At 64.4% G+C, this 14,340-nt stretch carries 8 protein-coding genes; 4 read left to right on the top strand and 4 right to left on the bottom strand.

Annotated features, from left to right (window positions below; all coding sequences use genetic code 11):
• The first annotated feature begins 528 nt into the window (after positions 1-528).
• On the top strand, positions 529-1,230 hold the full coding sequence (locus ASD12_RS20490) for an antitoxin Xre/MbcA/ParS toxin-binding domain-containing protein (RefSeq protein ID WP_056590072.1): 702 nt from the start codon (positions 529-531) through the stop codon (positions 1,228-1,230).
• 118 nt (positions 1,231-1,348) lie between these two features.
• On the opposite strand, the gene ASD12_RS20485 is transcribed toward ASD12_RS20490, so the two are convergent.
• Positions 1,349-3,628 carry an NADP-dependent malic enzyme gene (locus ASD12_RS20485; RefSeq protein WP_056590069.1) on the bottom strand — a complete coding sequence of 760 codons (2,280 nt, stop codon included), beginning with the start codon at positions 3,626-3,628 and terminating at the stop codon, positions 1,349-1,351.
• Between the two features lie 214 nt (positions 3,629-3,842).
• Here ASD12_RS20485 and mutS point away from each other — a divergent pair, with 214 nt between their 5' ends.
• A complete protein-coding gene (gene mutS, locus ASD12_RS20480) occupies positions 3,843-6,572 on the top strand; it encodes a DNA mismatch repair protein MutS (RefSeq protein WP_056590066.1) in 2,730 nt (909 codons plus the stop codon).
• On the opposite strand, the gene ASD12_RS20475 is transcribed toward mutS, so the two are convergent.
• The 3 genes from ASD12_RS20475 to ASD12_RS20465 form a co-directional block, all read right to left on the bottom strand.
• Complete coding sequence (locus ASD12_RS20475) at positions 6,573-7,418, bottom strand: aldo/keto reductase (RefSeq protein WP_056590063.1); 846 nt, start codon at positions 7,416-7,418, stop codon at positions 6,573-6,575.
• Positions 7,419-7,504: 86 nt separating this feature from the next.
• Entirely contained in the window at positions 7,505-7,897 is a 393-nt protein-coding gene (locus ASD12_RS20470; protein ID WP_056590060.1) for a DUF305 domain-containing protein, read from the bottom strand.
• A gap of 44 nt (positions 7,898-7,941) precedes the next feature.
• Positions 7,942-10,446 carry a heavy metal translocating P-type ATPase gene (locus ASD12_RS20465; RefSeq protein ID WP_056590057.1) on the bottom strand — a complete coding sequence of 835 codons (2,505 nt, stop codon included), beginning with the start codon at positions 10,444-10,446 and terminating at the stop codon, positions 7,942-7,944.
• 193 nt (positions 10,447-10,639) lie between these two features.
• Between ASD12_RS20465 and ASD12_RS20460 the strand changes: the two genes are divergently transcribed.
• Both ASD12_RS20460 and ASD12_RS20455 read left to right on the top strand, forming a co-directional pair.
• Positions 10,640-11,545: a glycosyltransferase family 25 protein gene (locus ASD12_RS20460; protein ID WP_082525554.1), complete on the top strand. Its 906-nt coding sequence runs from the start codon at positions 10,640-10,642 to the stop codon at positions 11,543-11,545.
• Positions 11,527-14,331: a [protein-PII] uridylyltransferase gene (locus tag ASD12_RS20455; RefSeq protein WP_056590054.1), complete on the top strand. Its 2,805-nt coding sequence runs from the start codon at positions 11,527-11,529 to the stop codon at positions 14,329-14,331. The genes ASD12_RS20460 and ASD12_RS20455 overlap by 19 nt, the downstream gene beginning before the upstream one ends.
• Positions 14,332-14,340 lie beyond the last annotated feature (9 nt).

Raw genomic sequence — 14,340 nt, 5'->3', positions numbered from 1 at the left:
CGCCAAAATCTCCATGCCTTGCGACATCGATGGCGTGAGCCACCTCGAAAGCGCAAATTTCAGTCCATGCCGAAGCTATCTTAGCGCATATGCCCTCGTGGGGGAGATGGCGGGCAGCCCAGAGGGGGCGCTGTCCCGCCAGCATCTCCAAGGCTTACACTGCCGCCAGCCCAAAAATAGACGGCATGAATTCCATGCGCGCCGTCGACCGAAGAGCGCGGGCGCAAACATCGCTCCGTAGCGATCCTTCGCGCCCCCCTCTGCCCTGCCGGGCATCTCCCCCACAAGTGGGGAGATTGGCCGTGCGCTCACCGTCGCGCGGCTGTCACACATCGCACCTACACGCAATCGAGGCTCCCTGCGACTGACATTTCGGGGCGCCGATAGTCAGTTGGGGTGTCAAGAAATGCGAGACAGCAAGCTGTCGGGCCGCTGCATCTGTTGCCGCCGCGATTTCCGCCTTCCGCTCTAGAAATTCAACAACCGGCCGCAGCTGTGGGAGGAGCGCGCGGCCCGGAAGACAGATGCATGAACAGATTTCAGATCCAGGCCCTCAAACAGGACGACTTCGCGGAGATGGTCGCGGAGGAGGTCGAACGCGCGCTTGCCCATCATGATGAGGCCATCAACAGACCCACCATGGTCTCGGTCGGCAAGATCGCCGGCAGCATAGCGTCCGCCGTGACCTTGCTGTCGCCGAAGCACCAGCGCGCCATCGACGCCATCCATGCCGACCTTCCCGGCCTGGCCTCGAAATTCGTGCGCGCACTGGCGGCCGAGGCCGCTCGCCGCGGCGAAGCCGGTATTGCTGGCGCGACAAATCCGCCGACGACCCTGTCGGCCGATGTCGAGCCCCCTTCGCTGCCAAAGTCCGATGACCTCGAAGCGATGCTTATCGAGGACTGGGCGGGCCGGGTCGCCGGCTCGACCTATCTGGAAGAGAATTTGCGTATCGCCCGCTCGACGCTGCATCGCTGGCAGCGGCGGGGCGAGGTCATCGCCTTGCGCAAGGGCGGCCGCAAACATGTCTTCCCGCTGGCGCAGTTCGTCGACGGCAGACCTGTTGCGGGCATTCGCGACGTGTTGTCGCTGGTCAGCAATCCCAGACTGGCGTGGCTGTGGCTGACGCGCCCCTCAGCGCAGCTCGACGGCCGCGTCCCGATCGACCTGCTCCGGCAGGACGAGGTCGTCGAGGTCGTCGAGGCGGCGCGTGCGTTCGCGCCGGGCTGAGCACTTCGCGAACTCTTCATATCCTGCAACTGCCAGTCGCTCCCCGCGCTGCCTCGGACCTCGCTTCACTCGAAAGGCCAAATCGTTGGCTCTTTCGTCCCGCTTCGTGCAGCGTCCCTCAAGTCCCCGCCGTGTACGCCGCGATCGCCGCCATGTTGACGATGTCCGAGTCCTTGGCATTCAGCGACACGATCTGAACCGGCTTGTTCAGCCCGACCAGCAGCGGGCCGATCACCGTCGAGCCGCCGAGTTCCTGCAACATCTTGGTTGAGATCGAGGCTGAGTGGAACGCCGGCATGATCAGCACGTTGGCCGGGCCGGTGAGGCGTATGAAGGGGTATTGCGCCATGGCGCGGGCGTTGAGGGCGACGTCGGCGGCCATCTCGCCGTCATACTCGAAATCGACTCGGCGCTTGTCGAGGATGCGCACTGCTTCCTGGACGCGTTCGGAGCGCTCGCCCTGCGGATGGCCGAAGGTCGAATAGGCGAGCATGGCAAGTCGTGGCTCGTAGCCCATGCGGCGGGCAAAGCCTGCCGCCTCCTCGGCGATGTCGGCGATCTGCTCGGCATTGGGCATATCGTGCACGGCGGTGTCGGCGACCAGTACGGTCTTGCCCCGCGCCAGCACGATCGAGACGCCGATGACGCGGTGGCCGGGCTTGGCGTCGATGACGCGGCGGATGTCGTTGAGTGCTGTCGAATAGTTGCGGGTCACACCGGTGACGATGCCGTCGGCGTCACCCAGCGCCACCATGCAGGCGGCGAAGTGGTTGCGGTCGTTGTTGATCAGCCGCTGGCAGTCGCGAAACAGGAAGCCTTTGCGTTGCATGCGCTCGTAGAGATAGTCGGTGTAGATGCCGTTGCGGCGCGACAGCCTTGCATTGATAATCTCGATGCCTTGCTTGTTGAGGTCGATGCCGGCGAGCTTGGCGTTTTCCTTGATGACATCGTCGCGGCCAAGCAGGATGGCAGTGCCGAGCCGCTGGTTCACATAGGAAACGGCGGCGCGCATCACCTGTTCCTCCTCGCCCTCGGCGAAGACGATGCGCTTGGGCTGGCGGCGCACGCGGTCGTAGATGCGCTGCAAGGTCGAGGCGATCGGGTCGCGGCGGGCGGACAGCTCCTGCGCATAACGGTCGAGGTCGAGGATCGGCTTGCGGGCGACGCCTGAGTCCATCGCCGCCTTGGCCACCGCGATCGGGATGGCTGAGATCAGGCGCGGGTCGAACGGCACCGGGATGATGTAGTTGGGGCCGAATTTCGGCCGGTTGCCCTGATAGGCGGCGGCGACGTCGTCGGGCACGTCCTGGCGGGCAAGTGCCGCCAGCGCGCGAGCGGCGGCGATCTTCATGTCGTCATTGATGGTGGTTGCCCGCACATCCAGCGCGCCCCGGAAGATGTAGGGGAAGCCTAGCACGTTGTTGACCTGGTTCGGATAATCCGAGCGCCCCGTGGCCATGATGGCGTCAGTGCGGATCTCGGCCACTTCCTCCGGCGTGATCTCCGGGTCGGGATTGGCCATGGCGAAGATGATCGGATTCTTGGCCATCGACTGCACCATAGCGGTGGTCAGCGCGCCCTTGGCGGAGAGGCCGAGGAAGACATCGGCGCCATCGAGCGCCTCGGCGAGGCTGCGCGCCTCGGTCTTCACCGCATGCGCCGACTTCCACTGGTTCATGCCTTCGGTGCGGCCCTGGAAGACGACGCCCTTGGTGTCGCACAAAGTGATGTTTTCGGGCGCAAAACCCATCGCCTTCATCAGCTCGATGCAAGCGATGCCGGCGGCACCGGCGCCGTTGCAGACCATTTTCGTGGTCTTCATGTCCCGGCCGGTGATCTCCAGCGCGTTGATCAGGCCGGCGGCCGAGATGATGGCGGTGCCGTGCTGGTCGTCATGGAAGACCGGAATGTCCATCAATTCGCGCAGCCGCTGCTCGATGATGAAGCACTCCGGCGCCTTGATGTCTTCCAGGTTGATGCCGCCGAAGGACGGGCCGAGGAAGCGCACGCAGTTGATGAACTCGTCGGCGTCCTCGGTGTCGACTTCCAGATCGATGGAATCGACATCGGCGAAGCGCTTGAACAGCACCGCCTTGCCTTCCATCACTGGTTTCGAAGCCAGCGCGCCGAGATTGCCGAGACCCAAGATGGCGGTGCCGTTGGAGATGACGGCGACCATGTTGCCGCGCGTCGTGTAGTCGAAGGCGCGAGAGGGGTCTTCGGCGATGGCCAGAACAGGGACCGCGACGCCCGGCGAATAAGCGAGGCTCAGGTCGCGCTGAGTCGCCATCGGCTTGGTGGCGACGACCTCCAGCTTGCCGGGGCGCCCCATGGCGTGGAATTCGAGCGCTTCCTGCGCGCTGACGGACGGACCGGTGTTCTCGAGTTTCCTGGCCATGATGTTCTTGATTTCCTCGCCTATGCAGCACCTCGTTGAAGCGGGTGCTTTGGTTCGGTCCGAATTAAGACCACGCGCCGCCGCGTGTAAACCGCCAGCGCTCGGGAATCGCGGATCGGATCGGTAATTGCGGCCAATCGGCCGTGTCGGTCGTCCCCTGTTTTTCGAAGCTTCGGCATTAAACCGCGCGATCACATCTGCTAGCGTGCCGCGCATGAACATGCATAGCCCGAACGAGCCGGACGCCCCCGAGGCCATGACGCCGTTGCCCGCCGCCGCCGCTGGCGCCACGCCGATGATAGAGCAGTTCATCGAGATCAAGGCGGCGAACCCGGATTCGCTGCTGTTCTATCGCATGGGCGATTTCTACGAGCTGTTCTTCGACGACGCCGAGAAGGCGAGCCGGGCGCTCGGCATCGTGCTGACCAAGCGCGGCAAGTATCAAGGGCTCGACATCCCGATGTGCGGCGTGCCGGTGCATGCGGCCGACGATTATCTGCAGAAGCTGATCGGCCAGGGGTTCCGCGTTGCCGTCTGCGAGCAGATCGAAGATCCGGCCGAAGCGAAGAAGCGCGGCGGCAAATCAGTGGTGCGCCGCGACGTGGTGCGGCTGGTGACGCCGGGCACCATCACCGAGGACAAATTGCTGGCGCCCTCGGAATCCAGCTTCCTGATGGCGCTGGGGCGGGTGAAAGGCGGAGCCGATCACAGCTTCGCGCTGGCCTGGATCGACATCTCGACCGGCGCCTTTCGTGTCACGGACACCACCGCCGACCGGCTGCTGGCCGACATCTTCCGCGTCGATCCGCGTGAGATGATCGTCGCCGAGCCGGTGTTCCATGATCCGGAGCTGAAGCCCGTGTTCGACGTGCTCGGCCGCGTCGCCAGCCCGCAGCCGCCGAGCCTGTTCGATTCGGCCTCGGCCACCGGACGCATCGCCCGTTTCTTCGATGTGGCGACGCCGGACTCGTTTGGCGCGTTTTCGCGTGCCGAACTGTCGGCGATCTCGGGCGCCATCGCCTATGTCGAGAAGACGCAGAAGGCTGAGCGTCCGCCGCTGTCGCGGCCCGAGCGCGAGGAGCAGGGATCGACCCTGTTCATCGACCCGGCGACGCGCGGCAATCTCGAACTGCTGCGCACACTGTCGGGCAGCCGCGAAGGTTCGCTGTTCAAGGCGATCGACCGCACGGTCACCGGCGGCGGCGCAAGGCTGCTCGCCGACCGGCTGATGGCACCGCTGACCGACCCGGCTGCGATCGGCGCCAGGCTGGATTCGGTGTCGTTCTTCCGCTCCGAAACGCGGCTCTGCCAGGCGGTGCGGTCGAGCCTGAAGAGCGTCGCCGACATGCCGCGCGCGCTGTCCAGGCTGGCGCTCAACCGGGGCGGGCCGCGCGACCTCGGCGCGCTGCGTGCCGGTTTCGAAGCGGCAGGCGCGATCGCCGAAATCTTTGCCGCGACCACCCTGCCCCAGGAATTGACCGCCGCACTCGCCGCCATCCATGCACTGCCCCAGGCGCTGGCCCAGCATCTGACGCAGGCGCTTGGCGACGAACTGCCGCTGCTCAAGCGCGACGGCGGCTTCGTGCGCGGCGGCTACCATGCCGATCTCGACGAGATGCGGGCGCTGCGCGATGAATCGCGCAAAGTGATCGCTGGGCTGGAGCGCTCGCTGATCGACGAGACCGGCATCCGCTCGCTGAAGATCCGGCACAACAACGTGCTTGGCTACTACATCGAGGTGACCGCCAACCATCATGCGGTGATGACCGGCAGCGACGGCGCCAAGGCGCGCTTCATCCACCGCCAGACCATGGCCAACGCCATGCGCTTCACCACGACCGAGCTTGCCGAACTCGAGACCAAGATCGCCAATGCCGCCGACCGGGCGCTCAGCATCGAACTTGCCGCCTTCGACGCGCTGACGGCGGAAGCGGTCGGCGAAGCGGAGAAGATCCGCGCTGGGGCCGATGCGATGGCCGCTCTCGACGTGTCGGCGGCACTCGCGCTTTTATCGGAAAGCGAAGCATGGTGCCGGCCGGTGGTGGATTCGAGCCTTGCCTTCGACATTTCGGGCGGGCGGCATCCGGTGGTCGAGCAGGCGCTGCGCCGCTCGGGCGAAGGCCCGTTCGTCGCCAATGATTGCGATTTGTCGCCGGAGGGCAGCGCCAAGAACGGTGCCATCTGGCTTTTGACCGGCCCCAACATGGGCGGCAAGTCGACGTTTCTGCGGCAGAACGCGCTGATCGCCATCCTGGCCCAGACCGGCTCGTTCGTGCCGGCGACATCAGCCCATATCGGCGTCGTCGACCGGCTGTTCTCGCGTGTCGGCGCCTCGGACGATCTGGCGCGCGGCCGCTCGACGTTCATGGTCGAAATGGTCGAGACGGCGGCGATCCTCAACCAGGCCGGCGAGCGCGCACTGGTGATCCTCGATGAGATCGGTCGCGGTACAGCCACCTTCGACGGCCTGTCGATCGCCTGGGCGGCGGTCGAATATCTGCATGAGAAGAACCGCTGCCGGGCGATCTTCGCCACCCATTTCCACGAAATGACCTCGCTGGCCGGCAAACTGGCTCGGCTGCACAACGTCACCATGCGGGTCAAGGAGTGGGAAAACGACGTCGTCTTCCTGCACGAAGTCGGCAAGGGTGCCGCCGACCGCTCCTACGGCGTGCAGGTGGCGCGGCTGGCCGGCCTGCCGGAGGCGGTGGTCGACCGGGCCAAGGAAGTGCTGCACCAGTTGGAAGAGGGCGAGGTTTCCGGCAAGACCAACCGGCTGGTGGACGACCTGCCGCTGTTTTCAGTGGCGGTGAAGCGGGAGGCGCCGAGACCGGTCAAGAGCGATGCGCTGGGTGTGGCGCTGGGCGAGATCAATCCCGACGAGATGACGCCGAGGGAGGCGCTGGAAGCGCTTTACCGGTTGAAGGGCCTGGCGGGGAAGTAGTCAGATCATCTCCAACCCGCGCTTGCGCGCCGGCGGCGGGAAGGCGCGGTCGAGATCGGCGATGTCCTGCGGCGTCAGCTTGATGTCGAGCGCGGCGACATTCTGGCGGACGTGCTCCTGGCTGCTGGCCTTCGGGATGGCGATGACGCCCTCCTGATGCATCACCCAGGCCAGGGCGATCTGTGCCGGGGTCGCATTGTGGCGGGCGGCGACGGCGTCGAGCCTGGCATTGCGCGCCAGCGCGCCCTGCTCGACCGGCGAATACGCCATTAGCGGAATGCCGCGCTGCCGGCTCCAGGGCGCCAGGTCGAATTCGAGGCCACGCCGGACCAGATTGTAGAGCACCTGGTTGGTCTGGACATTGCCGCCATCGGGCAGGCCGACCAGTTCTTCCATCTCGTCGGTGTCGAAATTGCTGACGCCCCAGTGGCGGATCTTGCCGGCTTTTTTCAGGGACTCGAAGGCGGCGACCGTTTCCGTCAATGGCACGCTGCCGGGCCAATGCAGCAGATAGAGATCGATGCGGTCGGTACGCAGGCGCTTCAGGCTGTTTTCGCAGGCGCGCCGCACGCCCGCGCGCGAAGCGTTTGATGGTAGAACTTTCGAAACCAGGAAGGTCTTGTCGCGGCGCCCGGAAATGGCCTCGGCGACCACCTCCTCGGCGCCGCCGCTGGCATACATTTCGGCGGTGTCGATCAGCGTGATGCCAAGGTCGAGGCCGAGCTTGAGTGCATTCACCTCATCGGTACGGCGGCCGATATCCTCGCCCATCTTCCATGTCCCCTGACCAAGCACCTGAACGGCTTCGCCTGAGGGCAGTTTGGTGGTTCTGATGGTCGATGGCATGGCGGGCTCCAGTTGAGGCCGGATCGCATCACAGGCTGGGCGAGAAATCCAGAGGCGTTCTCGCCGCCTTGGCGATTGCCGAAAGCCTACTTCACCGGATGGGCGGCGAGCCAGGCCTGCATCTGCTTGATCTCGGCTTCCTGCGCGGCGATGACGCCTTCGGCGAGCTTGCGGATTTCCGGGTCCTTGCCGTTGGCAAGCTCTACCTTGGCCATGTCGATGGCACCCTGGTGGTGCGGGATCATGCCCTTGACGAAATCGACGTCGGCATTGCCGGTGTATTCAGATGCCATCATGTCGGCATGCATCTTGTCCATCGCCGCCTTGTAGCCTTCGGTCGAAGGACTGGGGGCGTCCGTCGACATGCCGGCCATGTCGTGTTTCATTTCCTCGCTCTGTGCCGGGACGCTTTCGAGGAAGACGGCAACCAGCATTCCGGCCGCCATCAGCAGCAGCACGAGTTTTTTGGCCAAGGTCATTCATGGTCTCCTGTAGAGTGGGTTTCGTATTTTGGGGGCTTGGGTCAGAGTTTCAATGTTCTCAGCCGCAATGCGTTTGATATCACCGACACCGAGGACAGGCTCATCGCCGCCGCCGCCAGCATCGGCGACAACAGCGTACCGGTGAGCGGATAGAGCACACCGGCGGCGACCGGCACGCCAAGCACGTTGTAGAGGAAGGCAAAGAACAGGTTCTGGCGGATGTTGCGGATCGTCGCCTGAGCCAGCGTGCGTGCGCGCACGATGCCGTTGAGGTCGCCCTTGACCAAAGTGATGCCGGCGCTTTCGACGGCGACATCGGCACCGGTGCCCATGGCGATACCGACATCGGCGGCGGCAAGGGCGGGTGCATCGTTGACGCCGTCGCCGGCCATGGCGACGCCCTTGCCCCCGGCGCGCAGCTCACCGACGAGGGCTGCCTTCTGCTCCGGCAACAGGCCGGCGCGAACCTCGTCGATGCCGAGGCTTCTGGCGATCGCGTTGGCCGTGCGTTCATTGTCGCCGGTCGCCATGATGATCCTCAAGCCGCTGTCATGCAGCGCCCTGATCGCCTCGGCTGTGGTCGACTTGACCGGGTCGGCGACGGCGACTAGGCCGGCCAGTTTCTTGTCCACGACGACGAACATCGCCGTCTTGCCTTCGAGTTGCAGCGCCTCGGCCTTGGCTGAGATGGATGCGATGTCGACGCCAAGATCCGCCATCATGGCGGCGTTGCCGAGCGCGACCTTCTTTCCCGAGACCGTGCCTGAAACGCCCTTGCCGGTCACCGCCTCGAAGCCGCTGGCCTCGGCAACGGTCACACCGCGCGTGGCGGCGCCGTCGACGATGGCCTCGGCCAGCGGATGCTCCGACCCCTTCTCCAGGCCCGCCGCGAGCGCCAGCAATTCGTCCTCGGGAAAACCGTTTGCCGCAGCGACATCGGTCAGTTTCGGCCGGCCTTCGGTCAACGTTCCCGTCTTGTCGACGATCAGCGTGTCGACGGAGGCGAAGCGTTCGAGCGCGGCGGCTTCCTTGATCAGCACGCCGGCGTGCGCCCCGCGCCCGGTGGCGGTCATGATCGACATCGGCGTGGCGAGGCCGAGCGCACAGGGGCAAGCGATGATCAGCACCGACACCGCCGAGACGATGGCGAAGATCAGGCTGGGCTCTGGTCCAAACACGGCCCAGGCGATGAAAGCTGCAATCGCGACAAGGACGACGGCCGGGACAAAGTAGAAAGAGACGCGATCGGCCAACCCTTGAATCGGGGCGCGCGAGCGCTGCGCCTTGGCGACGAGCTCGACAATGCGCGCCAGCGTCGTCTCGGCGCCGATCCGCTCGGCGCGCATGATCAGTGAACCGTTCTTGTTGAGCGTGCCGCCGGTCAGCGCATCGCCCTCGGTCTTCTCGACTGGCAACGGTTCGCCCGTGATCATCGATTCGTCGATCGAGGAACGACCTTCCAGCACCGTGCCGTCGACAGGCACAGAGTCACCGGGGCGTATGCGCAGGCGGTCACCGGCCTTGACCGCGTCGAGCGGTACATCGCTTTCGGAACCGTCGGCGGCGATCAGCCGCCCGGTCTTCGGCGCGAGATCAAGCAAGGCGCGGATTGCCGAGCCGGTCCTTTCACGGGCGCGCAGCTCCAGCACCTGGCCAAGGAAGACCAGCGCGACGATGACGGCGGCAGCTTCGAAATAAACCGGCACCGCACCGCCATGGCCGCGGAACTGATGCGGAAAAATGTCCGGAAACAGCGTGGCGACGACGCTGTAGAGATAGGCAGCGCCAACGCCGAGCGAGATCAGCGTCCACATGTTGGGGCTGCGGTTGATGAGCGACTCCCAGCCGCGATGGAAGAAAGGCAGCGCCGCCCACAGCACGACGGGACTGGCCAGCGCCAGTTCCAACCAGACCATGGTCCGCTCATCGACAAAAGCCTGGAACGTCAGGCCGAGCATCGGCGCCATGGCGACGATCAGCAACGGCACAGACAGTACGGCACTGACCCAGAACCGCCTGGTGAAATCGACCAGCTCCGGATTGGGACCTTCGTCGCCCGTGGGCACCCCCATCGGCTCCAGCGCCATGCCGCATTTCGGGCAGGATCCCGGCTTGTCGCGGATGATTTCGGGATGCATCGGGCAGGTGTATTGCGTGCCCCTGGGCATTGGCTTTGGTGCCGGCCTGTCGCCGAGATATTTTTGCGGCTCCGCCTCGAATTTCGCCTGGCAAGCGGCGGAGCAGAAATAGAAGCCCTGACCTTCGTGGCGGGCAAAGTGCCTGGCTGTCGCGCGATCGACGCTCATACCGCAGACCGGATCGGTGGCCGTCAGGAATTTTTCCGGCTCGGCGACGAATTTCGTGCGACAGCCCTGGCTGCAGAAATGATAGAAATGGCCGTCATGCTCGGCCGCAGGCTTGCCGGCGGCCGGGTCGACGGTCATTCCGCAAACCGGGTCGCGAACAACGGCATTTGCGGTAGGCGGGGCGCCTTTTGCCGAGCAACAGCTGCCATGCGCGTGATGATCGTGATTGGAATGCGTCATTCAAAGATGCCTCGATGGATCGGTGCGTGACGCGGAGATAGGGCTTCCAGTAACTGGAAGGTCAAGGGCCGTTTTGACTTTTCGCATTTCGAGTGCCGCCCGGGCGATTCGCGCAGAAAAAAGCTCATATGCCGTAGCGCAGCGTGTGCTAATAAATTCCGATCCTCCACCAATGGTACCAATCAGTTAAACAATGAAATGCTTGGTCATAAACCTCGATCGGTCTGCAGACCGGCTTGCCCATATAGTTGCCGAGTTCGCCCGTATCGGCATCGCGTTCGAACGGGTCGCGGGAATCGATGCCAAGGAACATCCCAGCCTGGCGCTGCAGCCGCAGCACGCAATACACGCCACCCGGCCCCTCGCCGGCAGCGAGATCGCCTGCCTGCACAGCCATCGTGCCTGCTGGACGATCATCGCCCAGGACGACGCCCCATACGGCGCCGTGTTCGAGGATGACGTGGTCTTCTCCGGCAAGACCGGTGCGCTGCTGGGCGATACGAGCTGGGTGCCGGCAGACGCGGACGTCGTGAAGCTCGAGACGGTCTTCTCCAGAACCGTAATCCAGAGGACAAGGACCTCTGCCGGACACGGTTTTTCCATATTCCGCCTCCGCAGGCACCATTCGGGGGCTGGGGGTTATCTCCTCTCACGGCAAACGGCACGCGACTTTCTGCAGGCAACCGCGCACGTCAATATAGCTGTCGATGATCTCATCTTCGACCCCACTATCTCGGTCGGCAAGACCGTCTACCAGCTTGTGCCCGCACTCTGCACGCAAGACCAATTCGTCGGCGACAGGCTTCCAAGCCTGCTTGACCAGGAACGGGATGCCGCGCGGACCGCGAGCGGGCTTATGACAAGGCAGAGGAAGCCGACAGCCGTGAGAATCAGCAGAGAAGCCGGGCGAGCCATGAGGTGGATCGCCGACTTCTGCAGGCTGCGGCGGCAGATTGTCGTGCCCTTCGGCTCTATCGAGGCAACCGACCAGGCCAATTCCGGGCTGCCGGCCGGCCCCATACCCAGCGCCGCGAAAACGCGCTATAGACGCCGCCGAAAAGGCAAGGCCGACCTGGACATATGGCAAGAATCTCCCTGAAGCTCAACGAACTGATCGACGGCGAAGCCTTGCGCCGCGAGATGACCGCGCTGACCGCGGCTACGGCAGGCGACGGCTCCGGACAGGCCGCGCGCGGCGGTGTGCTCCAGTTGCTCAAGGGGCGGCTGGCGGAGGGGCGCGCCATGGCCGAACGCATGCTGAGGGACGACGGCGGCGGCAGCGCCTGCGCGGCGCGGCTGTCGCATGTCATGGACGAGATCATCCGGGCGCTTTACGATTTCGCCGTCACCCATGTCTACCGGGTCAAGAACCCGTCTTCCGCGGAGCGCATGGCCGTCGTCGCTGTCGGCGGCTACGGCCGCGGCACACTGGCGCCTGGATCCGACATCGACCTGTTGTTCCTGCTGCCCTACAAGCAGACGCCGTGGGGCGAACAGACCGTCGAGTATATGCTCTACATTCTGTGGGATCTCGGGCTGAAGGTCGGCCACGCCACCCGCAACATCGACGAATGCCTGCGCCTGTCGCGCACCGATGTCACCATCCGCACCTCGATCCTCGAAGCGCGTTTTCTGTGGGGCGACGAAAAACTCTATGACGAACTGATGCTGCGCTTCGACCATGAGGTGGTGCGCACGACCGGCCCCGAATATGTCCAGGCCAAGCTTGCCGAGCGCGACGACCGCCATGCCAAGGCCGGCGAAAGCCGCTATCTTGTCGAGCCCAACGTCAAGGACGGCAAGGGCGGCCTGCGCGACCTGCAGACGCTGTTCTGGATCGGCAAGTATTTCTACCGTGTGCGCACCGGCCAGGAACTGGTCGACAAGGGCGTCTTCACCGAGGCTGAGTACCGGGAATTCCAGAAAGCCGAGGATTTCCTGTGGGCGGTACGCTGCCACATGCATTTTCTCACCGGCAAGGCCGAGGAACGGCTGCATTTCGACATCCAGCGCGAGATCGCCGAACGGCTCGGCTACACCACTCACCCCGGCCTGTCGGCGGTCGAGCGCTTCATGAAGCACTACTTCCTCGTTGCCAAGGATGTCGGCGACCTGACCCGCATCTTCTGTGCCGCGCTCGAAGAGGAACAGGCCAAGCACGTGCCGGGCTTCAACCGTATCTTCCTGACTTTCTCCAGGCGCAAGCGCAAGCTGGCCGGCACTTCCGATTTCATCGTCGACAACCACCGCATCAACCTCGCCGACGACCAGGTTTTCGAGCGTGATCCCGTCAATCTTTTGAGATTGTTCTGGTTCGCCGACAAGCACGGCCTGGAATTCCACCCCGACGCGCTAAAGCTGCTGACCCGCTCGCTCGGCCTGGTCAACAAGTCGCTGCGGCGCGATGAGGAGGCAAACCGGCTGTTCCTCGACATCCTGACTTCGGACCGCAATGCCGAACTCAATCTGCGGCGCATGAATGAGGCCGGGCTGCTCGGCAAACTGATTCCGGATTTCGGCAAGATCGTCGCCATGATGCAGTTCTCGATGTACCACCACTACACGGTCGACGAGCACCTGATCCGCTGTATCGGCGTGCTGGCCGAGATCGAGCGCGGCGACGGCGAGAAAATCCATCCCCTCTCCCACACGCTGATGCCCGGACTGAAGAAGAGCCGCGAGGCGCTCTATGTCGCCGTGCTTCTGCACGACATCGCCAAGGGCAGGCCGGAGGATCATTCGGAGGCCGGGGCCAGGATCGCGCGTCGCATCTGCCCGCATATGGGGCTGTCGCCGGCCGATACCGAAACCGTCGCCTGGCTGGTCGAGAACCACCTCGTAATGTCGATGACAGCGCAGACCCGCGACCTCAACGACCGCAAGACCATCGAGGATTTCGCCGCGATCGTGCAATCGGTCGAGCGGCTGAAGCTGCTTCTGATCCTGACCGTCTGCGATATCAGGGGCGTCGGACCCGGTGTCTGGAACGGCTGGAAAGGCCAGCTGCTGCGCACGCTTTATTTCGAGACCGAATTGCTGTTGACCGGTGGGTTTTCGGAAGTGTCGCGCGCCCAGCGCACGACGGCGGCGCGCGAGCGTCTGGCCGAGGCGCTTGCCGACTGGCCGGACAAGGCCCGCAAGCGCTACGTCGGCCAGCACTACGAGAATTACCTTTTGACCGTCGATCTCGCCGACCAGCTGCGCCATGCCGAGTTCATTCGCGAGGCCGATGTGGCGGGCAACAAGCTCGCCACCATGGTCAAGACCCACCAGTTCGAGGCGGTGACCGAAATCACCGTACTGGCGCAAGACCATCCCCGCCTGCTGTCGGTCATCGCCGGGGCTTGCGCCGGAGCCGGCGGCAACATCGTCGACGCGCAGATCTTCACAACGTCGGACGGCCGCGCACTCGACACCATCCTGATCTCGCGGGAATTCGACCGCGACGAGGACGAGCGCCGGCGCGCCGAACGTGTCGGACGGCTGATCGAGGACGTGCTGTCGGGCAAGAGCTGGCTGCCGGAGATGATCGAGAAACGCACCAAGCCGCGGCGCGGCGCCAAAGTGTTCAAAATCCCGCCACGCGCCGAAATCCGCAACACGCTGTCCAACCGTTTTTCGGTCATCGAGGTCGAAGGCCTGGACCGGCCGGGGCTGCTGTCGGAGATCACCGGAACGCTTTCCGACCTGTCGCTCGACATCGCATCGGCCCACATCACCACCTTCGGCGAAAAGGTCATCGACACTTTCTATGTCACCGATCTCACCGGCCAGAAGATCGACAGTCCGGCCCGCATCGCCACCATTCGCAACCGGCTGATGGCAACGCTCGAAGGCATCGTGCCGGAGCGCGGCGGCAAAGCCAGGGCGGCGGCCGCCGAGTGACCGCAACTA

Source organism: Mesorhizobium sp. Root102 (assembly GCF_001425625.1).
Classification (GTDB): Bacteria; Pseudomonadota; Alphaproteobacteria; order Rhizobiales; family Rhizobiaceae; genus Mesorhizobium.
Note: the sequence above shows the minus strand (reverse complement) of the source record. Positions and strands in the feature narration are given on the sequence as shown.